This window comes from Acinetobacter portensis, from assembly GCF_010646905.1.
Lineage (GTDB): Bacteria > Pseudomonadota > Gammaproteobacteria > Pseudomonadales > Moraxellaceae > Acinetobacter > Acinetobacter portensis.
The window spans coordinates 1,564,934-1,586,822 of the sequence record NZ_JAAARQ010000002.1 but is presented as its reverse complement, the minus strand read 5'-3'; the positions used below and the strand labels follow the sequence as shown (position 1 = coordinate 1,586,822).

The 21,889-nt window shown below is 39.0% G+C and carries 19 protein-coding genes and 6 tRNA genes; 11 read left to right on the top strand and 14 right to left on the bottom strand.

Annotated elements, in window-relative coordinates:
- Positions 1 to 16 precede the first annotated feature (16 nt).
- From GTK57_RS07575 to GTK57_RS07545, 7 genes are all read left to right on the top strand, one after another.
- On the top strand, positions 17 to 1,399 hold the full coding sequence (locus tag GTK57_RS07575) for an AAA family ATPase (RefSeq protein WP_163122291.1): 1,383 nt from the start codon (positions 17 to 19) through the stop codon (positions 1,397 to 1,399).
- 330 nt (positions 1,400 to 1,729) lie between these two features.
- The gene (locus GTK57_RS07570) at positions 1,730 to 4,567 is read left to right on the top strand and encodes a monovalent cation/H+ antiporter subunit A (protein WP_163122288.1); all 2,838 of its coding nucleotides are present in this window, start codon (positions 1,730 to 1,732) and stop codon (positions 4,565 to 4,567) included.
- Between the two features lie 4 nt (positions 4,568 to 4,571).
- The gene (locus tag GTK57_RS07565) at positions 4,572 to 4,937 is read left to right on the top strand and encodes a Na+/H+ antiporter subunit C (protein ID WP_152873377.1); all 366 of its coding nucleotides are present in this window, start codon (positions 4,572 to 4,574) and stop codon (positions 4,935 to 4,937) included.
- Positions 4,937 to 6,745 carry a monovalent cation/H+ antiporter subunit D gene (locus GTK57_RS07560; RefSeq protein ID WP_163122285.1) on the top strand — a complete coding sequence of 603 codons (1,809 nt, stop codon included), beginning with the start codon at positions 4,937 to 4,939 and terminating at the stop codon, positions 6,743 to 6,745. Before GTK57_RS07565 ends, GTK57_RS07560 begins: the two co-directional genes overlap by 1 nt.
- Before the next feature lies 1 nt (position 6,746).
- Entirely contained in the window at positions 6,747 to 7,268 is a 522-nt protein-coding gene (locus GTK57_RS07555) for a Na+/H+ antiporter subunit E (protein WP_163122282.1), read from the top strand.
- Positions 7,265 to 7,540: a monovalent cation/H+ antiporter subunit F gene (locus GTK57_RS07550; protein ID WP_152873371.1), complete on the top strand. Its 276-nt coding sequence runs from the start codon at positions 7,265 to 7,267 to the stop codon at positions 7,538 to 7,540. The genes GTK57_RS07555 and GTK57_RS07550 overlap by 4 nt, the downstream gene beginning before the upstream one ends.
- Before the next feature lie 11 nt (positions 7,541 to 7,551).
- Positions 7,552 to 7,953, top strand: coding sequence for a Na+/H+ antiporter subunit G (locus GTK57_RS07545; protein ID WP_152873370.1), 402 nt, complete (start codon positions 7,552 to 7,554; stop codon positions 7,951 to 7,953).
- Positions 7,954 to 8,032: 79 nt separating this feature from the next.
- Here GTK57_RS07545 and GTK57_RS07540 read toward each other — a convergent pair whose 3' ends face one another.
- The 12 genes from GTK57_RS07540 to tpiA all read right to left on the bottom strand — a co-directional run bounded on the left by GTK57_RS07540 (position 8,033) and on the right by tpiA (position 15,408).
- Positions 8,033 to 8,437 carry a ribosome-binding factor A gene (locus GTK57_RS07540; RefSeq protein ID WP_152873368.1) on the bottom strand — a complete coding sequence of 135 codons (405 nt, stop codon included), beginning with the start codon at positions 8,435 to 8,437 and terminating at the stop codon, positions 8,033 to 8,035.
- Positions 8,437 to 11,145: a translation initiation factor IF-2 gene (infB, locus tag GTK57_RS07535; protein ID WP_152873366.1), complete on the bottom strand. Its 2,709-nt coding sequence runs from the start codon at positions 11,143 to 11,145 to the stop codon at positions 8,437 to 8,439. Before infB ends, GTK57_RS07540 begins: the two co-directional genes overlap by 1 nt.
- 10 nt (positions 11,146 to 11,155) lie before the next feature.
- Complete coding sequence (nusA, locus tag GTK57_RS07530; RefSeq protein WP_152873364.1) at positions 11,156 to 12,640, bottom strand: transcription termination factor NusA; 1,485 nt, start codon at positions 12,638 to 12,640, stop codon at positions 11,156 to 11,158.
- A 34-nt stretch (positions 12,641 to 12,674) separates the two neighbouring features.
- Positions 12,675 to 13,199, bottom strand: coding sequence for a ribosome maturation factor RimP (gene rimP / locus GTK57_RS07525; protein ID WP_163122279.1), 525 nt, complete (start codon positions 13,197 to 13,199; stop codon positions 12,675 to 12,677).
- Between the two features lie 215 nt (positions 13,200 to 13,414).
- Positions 13,415 to 13,491: transfer RNA gene (locus GTK57_RS07520), tRNA-Met, on the bottom strand.
- An 88-nt stretch (positions 13,492 to 13,579) separates the two neighbouring features.
- Positions 13,580 to 13,656, bottom strand: a tRNA-Met gene (locus GTK57_RS07515).
- 66 nt (positions 13,657 to 13,722) lie between these two features.
- Positions 13,723 to 13,799, bottom strand: a tRNA-Met gene (locus tag GTK57_RS07510).
- Between the two features lie 66 nt (positions 13,800 to 13,865).
- Positions 13,866 to 13,942: transfer RNA gene (locus GTK57_RS07505), tRNA-Met, on the bottom strand.
- A 69-nt stretch (positions 13,943 to 14,011) separates the two neighbouring features.
- A tRNA-Met gene (locus tag GTK57_RS07500) sits at positions 14,012 to 14,088 on the bottom strand.
- Positions 14,089 to 14,135: 47 nt separating this feature from the next.
- A tRNA-Leu gene (locus GTK57_RS07495) sits at positions 14,136 to 14,220 on the bottom strand.
- Positions 14,221 to 14,273: 53 nt separating this feature from the next.
- Positions 14,274 to 14,603, bottom strand: coding sequence for a preprotein translocase subunit SecG (secG, locus tag GTK57_RS07490; RefSeq protein WP_163122276.1), 330 nt, complete (start codon positions 14,601 to 14,603; stop codon positions 14,274 to 14,276).
- Between the two features lie 13 nt (positions 14,604 to 14,616).
- Complete coding sequence (gene tpiA / locus GTK57_RS07485) at positions 14,617 to 15,408, bottom strand: triose-phosphate isomerase (RefSeq protein WP_163122273.1); 792 nt, start codon at positions 15,406 to 15,408, stop codon at positions 14,617 to 14,619.
- A gap of 281 nt (positions 15,409 to 15,689) precedes the next feature.
- Between tpiA and pilB the strand changes: the two genes are divergently transcribed.
- Genes pilB through coaE form a run of 4 tightly spaced genes read left to right on the top strand, consistent with a single transcriptional unit; the run spans position 15,690 to position 20,132 of the window.
- Positions 15,690 to 17,402, top strand: a complete 1,713-nt coding sequence (gene pilB / locus GTK57_RS07480) for a type IV-A pilus assembly ATPase PilB (RefSeq protein WP_163122270.1) — start codon at positions 15,690 to 15,692, stop codon at positions 17,400 to 17,402.
- Positions 17,403 to 17,431: 29 nt separating this feature from the next.
- Entirely contained in the window at positions 17,432 to 18,658 is a 1,227-nt protein-coding gene (locus GTK57_RS07475; protein WP_163122266.1) for a type II secretion system F family protein, read from the top strand.
- Complete coding sequence (locus GTK57_RS14795; protein ID WP_163122263.1) at positions 18,658 to 19,524, top strand: prepilin peptidase; 867 nt, start codon at positions 18,658 to 18,660, stop codon at positions 19,522 to 19,524. Before GTK57_RS07475 ends, GTK57_RS14795 begins: the two co-directional genes overlap by 1 nt.
- A gap of 2 nt (positions 19,525 to 19,526) precedes the next feature.
- On the top strand, positions 19,527 to 20,132 hold the full coding sequence (coaE, locus tag GTK57_RS07465; RefSeq protein ID WP_163122261.1) for a dephospho-CoA kinase: 606 nt from the start codon (positions 19,527 to 19,529) through the stop codon (positions 20,130 to 20,132).
- Here the strand turns inward: coaE and GTK57_RS07460 are convergent.
- Positions 20,129 to 21,049 (bottom strand): DMT family transporter, encoded by a 921-nt coding sequence (locus tag GTK57_RS07460; protein WP_163122258.1) that lies wholly within the window; start codon positions 21,047 to 21,049, stop codon positions 20,129 to 20,131. The genes coaE and GTK57_RS07460 overlap by 4 nt on opposite strands.
- Positions 21,050 to 21,064: 15 nt before the next feature.
- Positions 21,065 to 21,820, bottom strand: a complete 756-nt coding sequence (gene rlmB, locus GTK57_RS07455; RefSeq protein WP_163122255.1) for a 23S rRNA (guanosine(2251)-2'-O)-methyltransferase RlmB — start codon at positions 21,818 to 21,820, stop codon at positions 21,065 to 21,067.
- Between the last annotated feature and the right edge of the window lie 69 nt (positions 21,821 to 21,889).

The window sequence follows — 21,889 nt, the reverse complement described above, 5'->3', positions numbered from 1 at the left end:
TTAATGCAGGTATCTTATGAAATTAAAATCGATACAATTCAAAAACATTACGCATTTTACTGACACAAAGATAGAGTTTCATTATCACGACAAACCTATTACGCTTATTTTAGGTGATCAAGGTTCAGGTAAAACATCTTTACTTCGCTCTACTTTTTTAGCGCTCACTTGGTTTTCAGCACGTTATAAAGATGCACGAACAGCAGGTGCTGTTTTGCCAGACCAAGACATCAAACAAGGCCGTCTACAGTCTAAAATTGATATTAAAGTTCATATTCCAACAGAAATTGGCTCACTTCCTGAATCTATCAATTCAAGCGAAATTGAAACTCAAATATGTGATTGGCAACTTTATAAAACACAAACAAAAGCCTTAGCAGGTCATAGCAAAGCTGAAACTCAAAAATTAGAAAAGCTCGTTACGCTTTATCAAAAAGCGATGCAACTTGATCCATTACAAGGTTTACCGCTTATTGCCTATTACCCTTCTGAGCGTTTCGTTCACGAAATCAATTTAATAAGCAAAAATAATCCTGCCATTTTTCAAGCAGGCAATGCCTATGAAATTACAACAATTCCATACACCACTTTTGCTCGTTTTTTTGAATGGTTTCGTGAAATTTCAGACATTGAAAATGCACAAACCACAGACTTAGTGAATCGTTTAATTGCCAATCAACATGGTGAAGACCCACATCAAGATTTAAGCGCAGCTTTAATTAATGCATATAACCAAATGCATGCGCCAAGTTTAACCGCTTTAAAAGATACCCTTGCTACGATATTTCCTGAACTCACAAATATCTACTTACAATACTTACCCAAATTACAACTCATGGTGACCTACAAAGGTAAGAGCATGATGTTCCAACAACTTTCCAATAGTTTGAAAAATTGGATTGCTTTGGTGGGTGATATTGTTCGTCGATTATGTTTGTTAAATACTGCGAACTTATACCCATGTTTAGAGGGCGAAGGGATTTTATTAATAGATGAAATTGACCAACAACTCGATCAAGATGAATGCGCAACAATTTTGGCTCGCTTGAATAAAGCATTTCCACATGTGCAAATTATCGTGACAGGTAATCGCACAGAATTATTAGAAAATGCTTCAGACTATCAATGCTTACAATTAGAAAATCAGCAATTACATCCTATTCTTGCACCTACGCTTCAAGCAGAATTCGATGAAATCTATCAAAATCTGAATTTAAATTTAGATGATATTGAAACTGATATTTCAGAACACATCGATCATCTTCAAGAACCACTAGATAGCGCACAAAGCTTTTTCGAACTCATTCGTGAAAACCTAAATGAAGATCAGCAAAAGAATTTAATTTTTCTGCTCAATAATCGTGAAAATGCATCTTTAGAACACAAGCTTCATGAATAATTATTATTCAAAATAAGTCTTTGCTTACATTTATTAAAAATATCTTGTCGCGCATTCATCCCATAGAGAAATGAAGTCAGCGTATAATGTTCTCCGTGGGATCGAAAAAGATTGATGTTGCGTCTTGGCTGTAATATGATCGGATTTATTTGCAATTTTTGTAAAAAAATCGGATTTTGCAATCATTCCTAAGTTGCGCAATACAACTTACTTTTCATTTAGATTAAACATTTGGCTTTCAAGATTTAGAAACTTGGATGGTTCTTTGCTGTCCTATAATCCTTGAAAGATTAAGATTCACGCTAGGTTTTTTAGACCTAAATCACGACAATGGATATGAGTGTGCTACCGATTATTATATTGTTACCGTTAGTACTAGGCACAATACTTGTCTCGTGGCTGAAGAAATTCTCACGCGGGGTAACAGCTTTAGGTGCTATTGGAGTCAGCTTAACGAGTTTAATTTTGTTGCTGACTCAAGCCAAAACAGTTTTTAATGGTGAAACCATTATTCAAACTTGGTCTTGGCTACCTCAATTAGGAATAGATCTAAGTTTCCGCCTCGATGCACTTGGTTTACTCTTTTCCCTCCTCATTACGGGAATTGGTACACTTATTTATATTTATGCATATTATTATTTAAGCCCTAAAAACTCACTCAGCAAATTATATTTATTACTCATGCTGTTTATGGCAGCAATGCTGGGGATCTCTTTATCTAACAACTTACTCTTATTACTCGTTTTCTGGGAACTTACCAGTATCTCATCCTTCCTACTTGTCGGATATTGGAGCAATTACGAAGCTGCTCAACGTGGTTCTCGTATGGCACTTACAATTACAGGTATGGGTGGTTTAGCCATGCTGGGTGGCTTTATTTTGTTAGGGCAAATTACAGGTACCTATCAAATAGACCAAATTTTAGGAATGTCTGAGCAAATTCAAAATCATGCTCTATTTGTTCCAACATTATTATTAATTCTGTTGGGTGCTTTTACTAAAAGTGCGCAGTTTCCTTTCCACTTTTGGTTGCCAAATGCAATGGCAGCACCAACACCTGTATCTGCATATTTACACTCTGCAACTATGGTTAAAGCAGGTATTTTCTTACTTGCACGGTTAATTCCAATTTTTGCAGGTGCGGCGCTTTATCATAATATTGTTACTTTCATTGGATTATTCACGTTATGTATGGCGGCTTTCTTCGCCATCTTTAAAGAAGATTTAAAAGGTTTATTGGCATATTCAACCATCAGCCATTTAGGTCTTATTGTTTGCTTACTTGGTATTGGCTCTCCCCTTGCTGTTGCTGCGGCAATTTTCCATATTATTAACCATGCAACATTTAAAGCTGCTTTATTCATGATTGCAGGTATTATCGACCATGAATCGGGTACACGTGATTTGCGTAAACTCAGTGGTTTATGGCAACTCCTTCCGTTTACTGCAACATTAACCATGATTACTGCAGCATCTATGGCAGGTGTTCCACTCACAAATGGCTTCTTGTCTAAAGAGATGTTCTTTACAGAACTACTTGCCAATTTGTCAGGCCCTGTGATGGTTGTCTCTGCAATTGTTGCAACATTTGCAGGAATTTTTGCAGTTGCTTACTCGGTTCGCTTAGTACACGGGGTTTTCTTTGATGGACCCGTAGGCAAAGATGTACCTAATAAAGATGCGCATGAACCTACTTTTGGAATGAGAGCACCTGCAACATTACTTGCCTTCTTGTGCATTTTAGTGGGAATTTTACCTACACTATTCATCCAAAATGTTGTGAACAGTACTACACGTGCAAGTACACAATTGGCAAACTTTGAAGGCGTACATATTGCCATTTGGCATGGTTTTAATATGCCATTGCTCATGAGTGTTATTGCTTTAATTGGTGGTGTTAGTTTCTACTTTGCATTAGCTAAAGGTGGAAAAATCCGTGAAATTGACCTAGATCCTTATTTAGGGAAATTCCAAGGCAAAGTTTTATTTGAATTATTTTTAAAACATCTACTACTCAATTCACGCAAATTTAAACGTGCAACTGAAAATGGAAAATTACAAAGCTATCTCTTATGGATTGTATTCTTCAGCATTGCCGTTGTTGCCATGCCATTATTCAATTCAGGACTGACAACAGGTACACGTGAATTAACTCATGCCCCAGCTATCGCCATTGTTCTTTGGCTTTTATTATTCTCTGCATGTTGGATGATGCTGTGGTTCCATCACGAGCGCATTAAAGCTATTTTAATTAGTGGTGCTGTTGGCTTAGTCGTAACCATTGTATTCGTTTGCTTCTCTGCACCCGATTTAGCATTAACTCAAATTACAGTAGATGTAGTCACAACTGTTTTACTACTGATGAGCTTATCCTTACTTCCACAACTTACACCTTATGAATCTTCTGTACCTAGACGTTGGCGAGATGCGATTATTGCAATTTCTGGTGGTGTAGGTATTGCGTGGATTACATGGCTCATACTCACGCGTGATCACAACTCAATTTCATGGTTCTTTATGCAACAAGCCATCCCTCTTGGTGGTGGTACGAACGTTGTAAACGTGATTTTGGTCGACTTCCGTGGTTTCGATACCTTTGGTGAAATTACCGTATTAGGTATTGCTGCAATTGGTGCACTTTGTTTAATGGATGGTATGCGTACTCATGGTACAACCACAACGCAAGGTCTCACTTACCGCTTTAACCCATCCCCTTTGATGTTCCGTATTACATCTTCTTGGATTTTAGCCTTAGCACTTGTGGTGAGCTTATATATCTTCCTACGTGGTCATAACTTACCAGGTGGTGGCTTTATTGCAGGTTTAATTACCTCTCTTGCACTTGTGATTCAATATATTGCATTAGGTCAAGATCAAGCAGAACGCTTACTAAAAGCCAAATCAGGTCGCTTATATGAAATTTGGATTGGTATTGGTTTAGTCATTGCAGGCTTATCAGGTATGGGGGCATGGATTTGGGGTCGCCCATTCTTAACAAGCGCACATATTTATGTGAACCCACCAATTTTAGGTGAAATGCATTTAGCATCTGCATCAATTTTTGACTTGGGTGTTTATATTACTGTTGTTGGCGCAACCATGCTGATGATTTCCGTACTTGGCGACTCACGTCATACCAGTATTACTGGTCCAGTTCCGAAGGGGTGAAAATATGATTAGTTTAGAAATTTTACTCGCCTCTTCTATTGGATTACTCACCGCAACAGGCATTTATTTAATCCTACGTGCGCGTACATTCCCTGTAGTGCTTGGTTTAGCCATGATTGGTTATGCCGTGAATTTGTTTTTATTTGCTATGGGACGTATTCAGGTCAATGCACCTGCCGTACTTACAGCAACAGAACGCGTAACAGATCCACTTCCACAAGCTTTAGTTTTAACGGCAATCGTCATTGGTTTTGCAACAACAGCATTTATTGTGCAACTTGCATTACGCAGTCGTTTTGAAACAGGAACAGACCACGTTGACTCAAAAGAAGAAATACCGCAAATTGACCCACGTGAGGATGAGCCATAATGAATGACATCCTCCAATTTTGGACACAACATACTCCTATTTTTAGTATTTTAATTCCTGCAATTACTGCATTTATTTTAGTACTTTTAGGCAACCCTGGTTCAGGTTCACTTGCGCACGATTGGCGCCAACCTTGGCGTCGTGGTATCAGTTACGTTTCTTCGGCACTGGGCTTATTCACCGCAATTAACTATTTGATTTTTGCAAGTAGTGGTCAAATTACGGTTTATAACCTCAGTGAATGGGTAGCTCCTTTTGGTATTGTCTTAGTCCTCGACCAACTTTCTGCATTTATGTTGGTACTCACCTATGGGCTTGCTGTACCAGTTATGTGGTATGCAAGTAAAGAATGGGATGAGCGTGGACGTTACTTCCATGCCATGTTCCATTTTTTATTGATGGGACTTTGTGGTGCATTCCTGACAGGCGATTTATTTAACTTATTCGTATTCTTTGAAATTTTACTCATGGCCTCTTATGTCCTCTTACTTCACGGACAAGGCAGAGCAAGATTTCAATTGGGCATTCATTACGTCACCATCAACTTACTCGCTTCTGCCCTTTTCCTTATTGGTTTAGGCATGATTTACGGCAGTGTTGGTAGTTTAAATATGGCTGATGTCGCACGACTCATGCCATTACTTGAGCCCGATCAGCATAAACTTGCAGTTGCAGGTGGATTACTTTTATTTGTTGTCTTTGGTATTAAAGCAGCCATGTTACCTGTAGGTTTTTGGCTACCCAAAACCTATGCCGTTGCAACCACACCTGTAGCTGCTATTTTCACCATTATGACCAAAGTGGGTATTTACTCTATTTTACGGGTAAATGGCACAGTATTTGATGATGATTTAAGCCGTTCAATTCTACAAAACTTATTATTACCTATCGGTTTAATTACTTCGCTTTATGGTGCAATTTGTGCGATTGGTGCTGAACGCCTAAGACGCTTTGTTGGCTTTATGATTTTGTCATCTATTGGCACAATTCTTATTGCAATATCACTATTCAATATGCAAGCTTGGGCAGCAGCATTGTACTATCTTGTACACAGCACGCTTATTGGTGCGGCTTTCTATTTACTGTCTGGTTGGATTACATCCCAACGTGGTGAATTTAAAGATCACTTTAAAATTGCACCACAAATGAAGCAACATAAAGTTGTTTCTATTACCTACTTCATCATTGCTCTAATGATGGCAGGTTTACCCCCTTTCAGTGGCTTCTTTGGTAAAGTATTCCTTTTACAAGCAACCGCAAATTCACCGTATCAACTGATCATTATCATTACAGTTTTAGTGGTCAGTCTTTTAAGTATTATTGCATTTACACGTGTTGGCTTTGTCCTATTCTGGCGCTCAACTAAGCCTGAAAATGATCCATCAAAAGATGAATTTAAAACATACCAAGCTTTACCTGAAATTGCCCCAAAACGTAACGATATAGCCATCTACATTTTACTCGGCACATTAATGATGTATGTTGTATTTGCAAATCCAATTTACAACTATGTCTCTAATACTGCACAGCAAATTCAAAACAATGCATTATATGAAGCAATGTTCTTGAAAAAAGATGAACATGGCGAGTTTATTAGCGTTCAACCTTTTGATGCAGAAAATCTACCAGAAACGAAATATGGCGGTGAAACTGTAGATCCAAATGCACACTTAATTCCTTATGTTATTTCTAAGGATACGCTAGATGGTGAACATATTTCTGAGTTTAAAAAACGTCAAATTTTAGAACAGGATATTCAAGAAGATCACCCTGAAATAGATGAACTTAAACCAATGGAGAAACCATAATATGCAAAAAAAATCTTTTGTAGACTGCTGGTTTCCCCATCCGCTTGTTTCAGTGCTGTGTGGTTTAAGTTGGGTAATGTTGGCACATAGTTTAGATGTTGCCACCTTGCTTATGGCTTTTGTTTTGGCAATTTCTATCCCAAAACTCCTGAACCAATTTATTGACCGTACTGGCAGTATTCATTGGATGGAAGCTGTTAAATTATTTTTAATTGTCGTGTGGGATATTATTCTGTGCAACATCAATGTCGCAAAATTAGTTCTAGGGCCAACCAAAAACCTACACCCTAAATGGTTCCGCGTACCACTAGACTCACAACACGAAGAAGTTAATTCACTTCTCGCGATGATTATTACCACCACCCCAGGTACAGTCACAGCGGGTATTGATCAAGATCGTTGCGATATTCTCGTTCATGCCTTGAGTACCGATGATGTTGAAAATGAAATTAAGACCATTAAGGCTCGCTATGAGCAACCTTTAATGCGTATTTTTGGCGTGAAAGCAGGAGATAAATCATGAGCATTTTGCCCTACGCTTTAAGTATTTGCATGATTGCAATTACAATCTCGATGTTCTTATGCCTTGTTCGTTTAATTATGGGACCGTCTATCGTAGATCGCCTCTTGGCCTTAGATACCTTATTTTTAAATTCAATTTGCTTAATTGTGGTTTTAGGCATTTATTGGGCAAGCACATCATTATTTGAAGGTGCATTACTTGTTGCAATGCTTGGTTTCGTTTCAACAACTGCTTTGGCTAGATATTTTACATCTGGCCATGTGATTGATTAGGAGAACAGACTATGCAACTTGTTATGGAAATTCTCGTTTCAATATTTTTACTGGTTGGTGCTTTTTTCATACTCATCGGTAGTATTGGTATGGTTCGGCTCCCCGATTTATTTATGCGCTTACATGCACCAACAAAATCTGGCACGCTTGGTTTAGGTAGTTTTTTATTAGCTTCAATGATTTACTCAGCTTTTCAAGGTCGCTTTGGCTTCGCTGAAATTTTAATTACGTTATTCACATTTATCACAGCACCAGTATCTGCAAATTTAATGGCTCAAGCAGCATTACATTTACGTTTAAGATCTATGAGTGGTGATGTACCCGAAACTATTGATCGTCCTTTACCGTGGCAACGTACACGTCGACGTGCTTTCCACGCAAAAAGTAAATCAACCAAAGATGACTTACATTAATTTTTAGAATCAATTTATAAGTCAAAATATTAGATATAAAAAAGCCACCCTAAGGTGGCTTTTTTATGATTACAGCAAATTATTCATCATCTTGTTTTGCTTCAACAGGAGGTAAATCCTTCACTGCCTCTGCAATTAGACCAAACATATAATTACCATAAGCATTCGTCTTATCGTAATGGAAACGCAAACGCGGTGTAATGCGCGTTTTAATACGACGACCCAATTCATGACGCAAGAAACCAGATGCACTATTTAATACATCTAAAGTTTCCTTATTTGCCACTTCACTTTGGTCATCGCCAAGTTCACGTCCCATCACTGTTACGTATACTTCAGCATATCCTAAATCTGGGCTAACCTTCACAGCAGAGATGGTCACAAGACCACCTAAGCGTGGATCTTTAAGCTCTTGACGGATAAGCTCAGACAACTCGCGTTGTACAGTATCCGCCATGCGCTTCAGACGTTGACTACCCGCCATTAAAGACTCCGTTTAATTAATTTAACATCGTACACTTCGATCTTATCAAGTGCTTTAATGTCTTTATAACCTTTAACCGCAAGACCACATTCCATACCAGCACGAACATCTTCAACGACTTCTTTATAGCGACGAAGAGATTCAAGCTCACCTTGGAACACAACCACGTCATCACGTAATACGCGAATTGGTTTATTGCGATGTAATGTACCTTCAAGCACCATACAGCCTGCAGCCGCACCGAATTTACTTGAGTGGAATACTTCACGTACTTGAGCAACACCAAGAATTGTTTCACGATGTTCTGGCTCAAGCTTACCGCTCATTGCCGCTTTAACATCATCAATCAATTGATAGATTACTGAGTAGTAACGAATATCAATGCTATCCGCATCTGCTTTTTGACGAGCAGTGTTGTCCGCACGTACGTTAAAGCCAAGAAGAACAGCTTCTGAAGATTCAGCAAGTGTAACGTCAGACTCAGTGATTGCACCAACACCTGAACCGATAATACGTACTTTAACTTCGTCAGTTGCAAGTTCAGCAAGCGCAACATGAAGTGCTTCTAATGTACCGCGTACGTCAGTTTTAAGAACAACGTTAACGATAGGCACATCTTTCTTGCCCATAGACGCCATGATGTTTTCAAGACGCATAGCAGATTGACGTTCAAGACGTTTTTGACGTTCACGATCCATACGAGCATCAGCAACTTCACGTGCTTTCTTCTCATCTGTTACAACAAGAACTTCATCACCCGCCATTGGCGCTTCTGGAAGACCTAAAATTTCAACTGGAATTGAAGGACCTGCAGACTTAATACGATTACCGTTTTCATCAGTCATCGCACGAACGCGACCATAAGATGAACCAGCAAGTACTAAATCACCCACTTTCAATGTACCATTTTGAACAAGGATAGATGTTACAGCACCACGGCTGTTATCTACACGTGCTTCAATTACAACACCTTGTGCAGCACCTTCTTCAGATGCTTTCAACTCTAACATTTCTGCTTGAATTGAAATAAGATCTAGAAGTTCATCAATACCTTGACCAGAATGTGCTGAAACCATTGCTACTGGAACATCACCACCCCATTGTTCAGGGACAATTTGTTTCGCAGTCAATTCGTTCAATACGCGATCTGGATCAGCAGATTCTTTATCCATTTTGTTGATAGCAACAATAATTGGAGTACCTGCAGCACGAGCATGATCAATTGCTTCCGCTGTTTGTGGCATTACACCATCATCAGCTGCAACAACAAGAACTACGATATCAGTCGCTTTCGCACCACGTGAACGCATAGCAGTAAACGCTGCGTGTCCCGGAGTATCTAGGAAAGTGATAATACCTTTTTCAGTTGTAACGTGGTAAGCACCGATATGCTGTGTAATACCGCCCGCTTCGCCTTGTGCAACTTTAGCACGACGAATACGGTCAAGAAGCGATGTTTTACCATGGTCAACGTGACCCATGATTGTCACTACTGGTGCACGTGTAGATTGCGCACCACGAGCAACTTCAGCAGCTTCAAGTAAGTTATCTTCCGCTTGAGTATCAGATACACGAACTGGGTTATGACCCATTTCTTCTACAACAAGTGCAGCAATATCTTGTTCAATCGCTTGGTTTTGAGTAACCAATTCACCCATTTTCATAAGTGATTTAATAACTTCACGAACCTTGATTGCCATTTTTGCAGCTAAGTCAGCAACAACAATCGTTTCACCGATTTCAACATCATAAACTTGTTTTTTAACTGGTTTTTCAAAGCCGTGCTTGTTGCCCTGACTTGTTTTCAAACCACGTTTAGGTTGCTTACTGAAGCTTTGCTCTTCCTGACCACGACGACCACCTTTTTTCGGTGCACGTGCAGTTGGTGTATTCGTACCACGTTTAATCTCGCGGTCTTCTTTCGCAAATGAATCTTCGTATGCTTGACCAACAAGACCAGCAGCCAGTGGTGAATCATCTACTACACGAATAGTTGCAGTAGTAGCATCATCACTAGAGTACTTAGTTGCCATTTGGCGCATTTGTTCAAGCGTACGTTGTTGAGCTTCTTCAGCTGACTTACGACGTGCTGCTTCTTCAGTCGCTTTTAATTGTGCGGCTTGAGCTTCACGTGCGCGTTTTTGTTCAGGTGTTTCTACTTGTTTAACTTGTGCTTTCACAACAGGTTTGTTTGTAGATTTACGCTTAACAACAACAGCCGCTTTAGATACTTCTTGCTTTTCAGTTGTTTGCTTTGCAGCAGCACGCATCGCTTCTAATGCTTTACTTGCACCAGAAGACTGTGATGGTGTTTCAGCTTTCGCTGTAGATTTATTCGCAACATTTTGAGTTGCTTGTTTCGCTTGTTCTTCAGCTTTCGCTAAAGCTTCAGCTTTAATTTGTTCAGGATCTGGCTTAACAAATGTATGTTTCTTGCGAACTTCTACATTAATCGTTTTCGCTTTACCTGATGTACTTGCCACTTTAGCAGTACTGGTAGTTTTACGTTTCAACGTGATTTGTCCTGCATTACCTGTATCTTGACCATGAATTTTTTTCAAATGGTTGACTAAGGTATCTTGTTGTTCAGTAGAAATAATATCGTCAGCTTTACTTTGCGGTAAGCCAGCATCACGAACCTGTTCCAGGAGCTTCTCAATTGGACGACCCACACTGAGTGCCAACTCTTTAATCGACTTGTCCGTCATATATTATCTCCTAGTTAAACCATGATTCGCGCGCTTTCATAATGAGTTGACCCGCTTTTTCAGCACCTAAACCTTCAATATCTTCGATATCATCAGTTGCCTGATCAGCAAGATCATCAATTGTTACCACACCACGAGCAGCAAGCGCATAAGCGATCTCTTGTGTCATTCCTTCCATTGCTAGAAGTTCGTCACTCGGATCTTGGATGTTTTCTTGTTGTTTCAATGCATCAGCCAAAGTCACTTCTTTTGCACGACTTTGTAACATTTCTACAACTTCAGCATCTAATTCGATTTCATCAAATGTTTCTGCTGGTACATAAGCAATCTCTTCCAAAGAAGTGAAGCCCATTTCGACCAATGCCATTGCAAGATCTTCAGCAATATCTAGACGACCAACAAACATATCTAAATATTGTTGTGCTTCATTTTGCTGACGTGCATGGTATTCTTCTTCAAGCATCATATTAAGCTTGTAACCAGTCAACTCAGATGCTAAACGTACGTTTTGACCTTGTGAACCGATTGCACGTGCCAATTGATCGCTTGTCGCGAAAATAATATCAGCTGTACGTTCTTCTTCATCAATCACAATGCCCGATACATCAGCAGGCTCTAAAGCACTTGCGATATATTGTGCAGGATCATCAGACCATACAACGACATCAATACGTTCACCATTTAACTCTGATTGAACTGCTTGGATACGTGTACCACGCATACCAATACAAGCACCAACAGGATCAATACGATGATCGTTTGTTTTTACAGCAATTTTAGCACGTACACCAGGCAGACGAGCTGCAGCTTTAATTTCGATAATTTCTTCAGAAATTTCAGGAATTTCTTTGGTCATTAATGAAATAAGCATTTCAGGCTTAGAACGAGTCAATAACAATTGTGCGCCACGACCTTCGCGATTCACATTATATAAAATTGCATTTACGCGTTGCTTAGGACGAAGAATTTCTTTTGCAATCATTTCTTCGCGCGCAAGATATGCTTCAGCATTGTCACCTAAGTCGATAATGAAACCATCTTTAGTTTGTTTTTTAACTTCACCGTAGATAAGTTCACCAACTTTTGCTTCATATGCATCTGCAATTAAAGCACGCTCTGCTTCACGAATTTTTTGAACAATCACTTGTTTCGCAATTTGTGCAGCAATACGTCCGAAGTCAATCGATTCAACTTCTAACTCACGAATATCGCCAATTGCCCATTGTTCTGGATCTAGATCAGAAATCGCATCTTGACATGCAGGCATTTCATGATCTTCATCGGCAACAACTTCCCATTGACGGAAAGTGCTGTAGTCACCAGTTTTACGGTCAATCTCTACACGTAAACGTGCTTCTTCAGAGTGTGTACCTTCATAGAATTTCTTTTTAGTTGCTGCAACTAGAGCTTGTTCGAGCGCTTCAAAAATCGCATCACGAGGTACACCCTTTTCGTTACTAACTGTTTCTACTACAGTAAGAATTTCGCGTGCCATGAGTCACCTATTCGTCAGATTCTTATTTATTCAATTAATCTTGAAAGATCAAATTCGCTTTATCAATATTGTGACTATCGATGTCCAATACTTGTTGGTTTTCAACTTCAACCTGAATCATTTCATTTTCAAGATCAACAGTAATGAGTTTTGCTTGAAATTTACGACGGTTTTCTACTGCGCTAATCAAACGTAAGGCAACCTGTTGACCAATATACGCTGACATTTGCTCTAGTTGAAAGAAAGGACGATCCCAACCTGGAGATGACACTTCAAGTGCATATTCACCAGAAATTGGATCATGTACGTCAAGCATTGCACCGACTTGTTGTGTTACGCGTACGCAATCTTGAACGCCAATACCACGACCTTGCTCTTCTTCACCATCTTCATTCGCGATAGTTTCTGCGCTTGCATCGACTGCTTTGTCGATATAAATACGCAATAAAGAACGTTTACCTTGAGGTGTAAATTCAATACCCCAAAGATCTACATTACATGCTTGTACTGCTGGAGCAATAAGGTCCTGAAGTACTTGAGTTTTATTTGATAGCTTCATTTACTCTCGTCAAATTTGTGAAATTAAATGGTCAACGGCCACTACAAGCCAATATAGAACTATTGTAGTAGTGAATCATGACGATTTGACCAAAAAATTGTCGACACTACACGATAGATAATAAAAAAGGGCGTAATCGCCCCATTATTACACAGAAAACCAAAGTCCACTGTGCAAAAAGGCCCACCTTTGTTGTGAGCCTCTCTTTAGAAACTTGGTAGCGGGAGCTGGATTTGAACCAACGACCTTCGGGTTATGAGCCCGACGAGCTACCAGACTGCTCCATCCCGCATCAACGTGCAAAAATTATATACAAAATACTGATCATTTTCAATCAAACTTTCAGTTTTCGCCCAATTAAGTTGCACCTTAATTGGAAGTGGTAGCGGGAGCTGGATTTGAACCAACGACCTTCGGGTTATGAGCCCGACGAGCTACCAGACTGCTCCATCCCGCAACAACATACGTTTTATTTTCAACTAAATAAATTTAATTGCTTTTTAAGTTCGCTTCTTAAAAAGATTGGTAGCGGGAGCTGGATTTGAACCAACGACCTTCGGGTTATGAGCCCGACGAGCTACCAGACTGCTCCATCCCGCAACAACATACGTTTTATTTTCAACTAAATAAATTTAATTGCTTTTTAAGTTCGCTTCTTAAAAAGATTGGTAGCGGGAGCTGGATTTGAACCAACGACCTTCGGGTTATGAGCCCGACGAGCTACCAGACTGCTCCATCCCGCAACAATATGCACTTTATAATCTCAACTTAATAAATTAAGTCGCTTTTTAAGTTTGCATCTTAAAAAAGATTGGTAGCGGGAGCTGGATTTGAACCAACGACCTTCGGGTTATGAGCCCGACGAGCTACCAGACTGCTCCATCCCGCAACTATAGATTTACTGCTTACACCAAATTATATTCTGGATTAATAATTTGGTGCGGAAGGGGGGACTTGAACCCCCACGCCCGAAAGCACTACCACCTCAAGGTAGCGTGTCTACCAATTCCACCACCACCGCAGCAGTGAGGCATTCTAGTCGCATCAAACCAAAAAAGAAAGGTTTAATTAGACTTATTCGCCTGTTTTAGGTGCAGTTGGTGAAGTTTCAGGCAGTGTAGCTGGTGTCGAAGTCGTAGTATTTACCGATTTCAAGCTATACGCATCTGTTGTCTGTTTCTTCGCAAATACGGCTAGCGTAAGGCTTGTAACAAAAAAAAGTGCCGTTAAAACTGCAGTTAAGCGAGTTAAAAAGCTACCAGAACCTGATGCACCAAATACTGTTGCTGCACCACCACCACCAAAAGAAGCACCTGCATCTGCACCTTTACCATGTTGAACTAAAATCAGACCAATCATTAAAACGGCTAAGATAATATGTACTACCAGCACAAAAGTATGCATGCTGAACTCCTAATTATTTTGTATTTGCAAATGCATGAGCAATTTTATGGAATGACTCTGCATTTAATGATGCACCACCTACGAGCGCACCATTGATATCTGGACAGGCCGCTAACTCTACTGCATTTTCAGGTTTAACACTACCACCATAGAGAATTGCCATACTTTGACCATAGGTCGTAATTTGGCTTAAACCTTCACGAATTTGTGCATGCATTGCTTGAGCATCTTCAGGTGAAGCAGTTTTACCTGTTCCAATCGCCCAAATGGGTTCGTAAGCAATAACAATATTTTGCCATTGTTCACTGTCAACAACCGTTGCAATATCACAAATTTGCTGTAAAACAACCTGCTCTGCTTGACCACTTTCACGCTGTTCTAAGCTTTCACCAACACAATAAATAACAGTCAAACCTGCATTTAATGCATTCTTCATTTTTTCATTTAAGACTTGAGCTGATTCACCGAAAATTTCTCGACGTTCTGAATGCCCAATCAAAACAAAGTTAATTTGACTATCTTTTAGCAATTCAGCGCTTACTTCACCTGTATAAGCACCTGTTGCTGCAATTCGAGATAAATCTTGAGCGACAGTATAAACCATACGATTCGCTGAACTTAACGCTGTTTGAGTTGTTGTAAGCGCTAAAGTTATAGGAGCTACACCGATATAGCAGCTGCTTTCATCGATTGGATGAGCTTGTAATAAACTTTTGAAATCTTGAATAAGTTGTTGAGCATCGGCCTGCATTGGATTCATCTTCCAATTACCAACTACCCACGGCGTAATCGTTGAACCCGACATACAAATAACCTGCAAAAAAACAATTCTGAAAACCGAGCACATTCTACACGTAAAAATAATTTGTGCTTAAAAAATTTAAACGACTTTCATTATACAAATTTATAAAATATTTCTAATAACTCAGGTCATATTCTGCAATTTTATGGCTTTCCCATGAATAGCTCACATTTATTATGCAGACTTAACTAGGGATATTCATTTTACATGTGGTATTTTTTCGTAACAAAAGTATAATTTTATTATACCAATTATAAACATTATTTTTTTTAAGGACCTCGGGGATGTCAGTCACACAATCTATACCGAAATTTACCGGCTTTATTCGACGCCTCGTTGAAAATGGGGTTGTTGATGCGGCAGCTATGCAAAATGCAATTATCAGTGCAAAAAAAGCTGGGCAAGACATTGTTCCCTATTTAATTCAAAACCTAAAAATTTCATCACTCCTGATTGCCGAAACGATTGCTACAGAATTTGGTGAGCCAATTTTTGACCTATCCGTATACAATACAGACATGTTGGTTAAAGAAGGAATCGATGACAAAATAATTACTAAACATCGAGTGTTGCCTATTTTTAGTCGCGGCAACCTTCTTTATGTCGCAACGAGCAATCCAACCAATATAGAAGCAATGGATGCTATTCGTTTTAACAGTAAGATGAATGTTGAAGCGATTATTGTTGAAGCTGACAAGTTAGACAAAGTTATTGAAAATATTTATGCCGATAGTGGTAGCTTTGAATTTGGCGATGATGACTTCGATTTAGAAGTTGAAGAAATAGATACCAATCAAGACAATCAGGAAAATGATGATCCTACAGGTGATGAATCGCCTATTGTTAAATACATTAATAAACTTTTGGTAGATGCCATTCGTATGGGTGCTTCAGATTTACACTTTGAGCCTTACGAAAAATCATATCGTGTTCGCTACCGTGTAGATGGTGTTTTACGTCAAATTGCTACTCCCCCACTACAACTTGCAAATCGTTTAGCTTCACGTTTAAAAGTGATGTCCCAAATGGATATCTCAGAAAAGCGTGTGCCACAAGATGGTCGTATCAAATTAAAAATTTCAAAAACCAAAGCCATCGATTTTCGTGTGAACTCACTTCCAACATTGTTTGGTGAAAAACTGGTACTGCGTATTTTAGATCCATCGAGTGCAATGTTGGGTATTGATGCTTTAGGTTATGAACCTGAGCAAAAAGCACTGTTCATGGATGCTCTAGATAAACCTCAAGGTATGCTTTTAATCACGGGTCCAACTGGTTCAGGTAAAACAGTATCTCTATATACAGGTTTGAATATTCTTAACCGTGAAGATACCAATATTTCTACTGCCGAAGATCCTGTGGAAATTAACTTAGAAGGTATTAACCAAGTTAACGTAAACAATAAAATTGGTTTAACTTTCTCTGCCGCATTAAAATCGTTCCTACGACAAGATCCTGATATTGTGATGGTCGGAGAAATTCGTGATCTGGAAACTGCTGAAATTGCAATTAAAGCAGCACAAACAGGTCATATGGTCATGTCTACATTACATACCAACAGCGCGCCTGAAACTTTAACGCGTTTAAGAAATATGGGCGTTCAATCTTTCAATATTGCAACATCTGTAAATCTAGTAATTGCACAGCGTTTAGCACGTCGCTTATGTCCTCACTGTAAAACGCCATCTGATGTTCCTGAACAGAGCTTATTAGAAATGGGCTTTACAGCAGATGATTTAGCAAATCCTGACCTTAAAATATTCCAACCTGTTGGCTGTTCTGAGTGTCGTGATGGCTATAAAGGACGTGTTGGTATTTATGAAGTAATGAAAGTAACACCCGAAATTTCAAAAATTATTATGGAAGATGGTAATGCACTTCAAATTGCAGAAGCTTCCGCAAAAGCAGGCTATAACAATTTACGCCGATCAGGTTTATTAAAAGTCATGCAAGGGGTAACTTCTTTACAAGAAGTAAATCGTGTGACGAGTGAATAAATAAAGATTCAAAATAAGGATAACGACGCATGGCTGTCAAAAAAGCACAGATGATGCCCACCTTCATATACGATGGAGTTGACCGTAAAGGGGCTAAACTTAAAGGGGAAATTCCAGCTCGTAATATGGCTTTGGCTAAAGTTACCTTACGCAAGCAAGGAATTACCATTAAATCCATTCGAGAAAAGAAAAAAAATATTCTCGAGGGGCTTTTTAAGAAAAAAGTAACTACTTTAGACATTACAATTTTTACGCGTCAGCTTGCAACCATGATGAAAGCAGGTGTTCCTTTAGTTCAAAGCTTTGAAATTGTTGCTGAAGGTTTAGATAATCCTGCAATGCGTGAAGTGGTTGTAGGCATTAAAGGAGAAGTTGAAGGCGGTAATACTTTTGCAGGTGCATTAAAAAAGTATCCTCAATATTTTGACAAACTCTTTTGCTCACTGGTTGAATCTGGCGAACAATCGGGTGCACTCGAAACCATGCTAGATCGTGTTGCAATTTACAAAGAAAAAAGTGAGCTTCTAAAACAAAAAATTAAGAAAGCCATGAAGTATCCTATTACTGTCGTTATCGTTGCGCTCGTTGTTACTATTATTTTGATGGTGAAAGTAGTTCCTGTATTTGAAGAGTTATTTACCTCTTTTGGTGCAGAATTACCAGCATTTACCAGAATGGTGGTCAATATGTCTGAATGGATGCAGAAATATTGGTTTATTTTAATTATTGCGATTGCAGCAACTATTGCTGGCTTCTTACAGGCAAAAAAACGCAGTAAACCATTCCGAGATTTACTCGATAAACTTGCTTTAAAAGCCCCTATTTTTGGTGATCTTGTTTATAAAGCAATTATTGCACGTTATAGCCGCACACTAGCAACCACCTTTGCAGCAGGTGTACCCCTTATTGATGCCTTAGAATCAACAGCAGGTGCAACAAATAATGTCGTTTATGAAGAAGCTGTCATGCGTATTCGAGATGATGTTTCGACGGGGCAACAACTTCAATTTGCAATGCGAGCAACTAACGTTTTTCCATCAATGGCAATTCAAATGGTGGCGATTGGTGAAGAATCAGGTGCGCTCGACTCTATGTTAGATAAAGTCGCGACTCACTATGAAAATGAAGTCGATAATGCTGTAGATGGTTTAACATCAATGATGGAACCACTTATTATGGCTGTGCTTGGTGTACTTGTAGGTGGTCTTGTTATTGCGATGTACCTTCCAATTTTCCAAATGGGTTCTGTGGTTTAATGCAAGAATTAATCTCTTATTTTATTTCAAACCCAACTGCGCTTTATATTGCAGTTGGGCTTTTTGGTTTATGTATTGGTAGTTTTTTAAATGTTGTGATTTATCGAACCCCGAAAATGATGGAACAAGAATGGCGTACAGATTGCCAATTTTTATTACATCCTGAACAACCCATCATCGATGAAACAAAAATCACATTAAGCAAACCCGATTCAACATGCCCAAAATGCCAATCTGCTATTCGTTGGTATCAAAATATTCCTGTGATTAGTTGGATATTTTTAAAAGGGAAATGTGGAAGCTGTAAAAATCCAATTAACATACGCTATCCACTCATTGAACTACTTACAGCAACAGCATCACTCATTGTTGTCGCTGTATTTGGGCCTACACTTCAAATGCTATTCGGCTTAGTTTTAACATGGATTTTAATTGCTTTAACCTTTATCGATTTTGATACACAACTTTTGCCAGACCGCTATACACTCACTTTAGCTGCTATTGGTTTAGCAATTAATAGCTTTGGTCTTTTCACAACACCAACTTCTGCAATTTGGGGTTATATCATTGGTTTCTTATGCCTTTGGATTGTGTACTACATTTTTAAAATGGTGACAGGCAAAGAAGGCATGGGCTATGGTGACTTTAAATTGCTTGCTGCCTTAGGCGCATGGATGGGACCACTTATGCTCCCACTCATTGTTCTACTTTCATCATTGGTTGGTGCTATTATTGGTATCATTTTGATAAAAGTCCGCAAAGAAAATCAACCTTTCGCATTTGGTCCTTATATTGCAATAGCAGGTTGGATTGCCTTTCTTTGGGGGGAACAAATCATGCAATTATATTTAGGGCAGCTAAGTTAAATATGTCATTTATTTTGGGTTTAACAGGTGGAATTGGTAGCGGAAAATCGGCTGCTAGTCAGTGGTTTGAATCTCAAAACATTGTTGTTGTAGATGCCGATATTGTTGCCCGTGAAATCGTGATGATTGGACAACCTGCCTTGGCTCAAATTCAACAAGCTTTTGGTGATTGGGTTTTACTTGAAAATGGTGAACTGAATCGACGTGCATTACGTGAACACATTTTTGCAGATCCAAGCGCACGTAAAACCTTAGAAAATATTACCCACCCTGCTATTCGAAGCTCTATTATTCAACAGTTAGCTAAAGCTCAAAGTGATTATGTTATTTTGGTTTCACCGCTACTTTTTGAAAGTAAACAGTATCAATTAACACATCGCACCTTACTCATAGATGCATCAGAAGAGTTACAAATTGAACGCGCATCGCAACGTGATGGGCAAAATATTGAGCAAATTAAAAGCATCATTCAAGCGCAAATGCCACGTATAGAAAAACAAAAATTAGCAGATGATATTGTGTTAAATGATGGGCATCTTGATCATTTATATGAAAAGCTGAAAACCCTACATCAAAAGTATTTAGCACTATCAAAAAAGCAGTCTTAATTAGACTGCTTTTTTTGTTGCTCAAGTTGGACTTCTAAACTGTCTTTCCGACCAAACCATCGCCAAGGTTGCAAAGCACCAATTGCCATACCAATTAAGCCACAAATAATAGCCAAACTTAAAGGCTCACCCAATACGGGCACTGCAATCACTGCCGCCATAAAAGGCGCAAGTGTCACAATACTTCCTGTTTTAAATGCACCCAAGCGCTTAATGGCTTCTACATAAGCAAGCGTTGCAATAATTACAACAAATACGCCATGAAAGAGCATTTGCGCCATAAGATGGATGGGCTCGGGTTCAGATAAATGCTTGGGTAAAAATAATATATAAATTGGCAAATAAACAATTGCCGACCAAATTGCTACACTAGACATTGCATGCCATGCAGAAAGTTTCCATTGGCGCAAAAGTACCGAAAACACTCCCCACCACATTGCACTTAAAACAAACAGCAAATCACCTAAACCAAAAGCAACACCTGTTTCTCTATACATAAGTAAACTCATGACGCTAATAGATGCAATCATGATGATGACACTGAGCCATGTATGTTTATCGAAGGCATATTTGAAAAGCAAGAAACCTGCAAAGGCGGTACATAAAGGAATAAAACCATTTAAAAAAATAGCGGCATGTGCTGCAGGTACATAATGAAATGCTGAATATGCCGTTAAACAATAACCAACACCACCAATCATCGCCAAGATAAAAGGCTTCTTTTTCCATAAAAAAGCGGTGTCTTTTTTATAAATTAAAATTGGCACAAGAATCACAAAGGCTAAAGCAAAGCGCAGTGCGGTAATATCCCACGCTTCAATCCCCCATTTTACATTTAACCGTGACGTTAAAGTAAAACCGCCCCAAATCAACATGGAGATTAGGACATAAATATAGCCTTGTGTTCTTGATGTCATCTAGTTGTGCAGCTTTTATGAATTAACATTACGTTGACGGCAAGCTTCATACAAAGCCATCCCTGTTGCAACGCTGACATTTAAACTCTGTAAATTTCCTGCCATTGGAATATATACAGTTTGATCACACTGAGCCTGAGTAATTGGACGTAAACCTGTATCTTCTGCGCCCATCACCACACAAATACCTGTTCCAGTAAAGTCGAAACTCTGAATAGGTAATGCTTTTTCATCAAGCATCGTGCCTACAACACGAACATTATAATCTTCTTTCATTTGATCTAATGTACGTGCCAAATTTGTGACTTGGATAAACTTCACTTTTTCTGCGCCACCTGCAGCTACTTTACGTGCTGTAGGCGTTAATGTTGCAGAACGATCACGTGGTGCAATCACGGCTTCCACACCCATTGCCGCAGCAGTACGAATACATGCACCTAAATTATGCGGGTCTGTAATATGGTCAAGTGCCAATAAAAGTGCTTGAGGATTTTGAGTTAAAAGCTCATCAAGGTCTTTTTCATTTAATGTTGGATGCGAACGTACAGCAGCAACCACACCTTGATGGAAAGGCTGTCCTGCAAGCTTTTCTAATTTGTCTTTACTGGCTTGTTGTACGCTAATACCAAAAGGTTCAGCCAATTCAAGTACACGCTTCAAACGTAGATCATCTCTACCCTTTAAAGAAAATAGTGTTAAAACTCGTTCTGGTTCAAGCTCCAACAATGACTCCACCGAGTGAATGCCATAAAAATATTCAGTTTTTGCCATGAACGACCTCTAACATGTTGACTGATAATACAAAAAGAAAAATCCTGCAAAGCAGACTTTACAGGATTT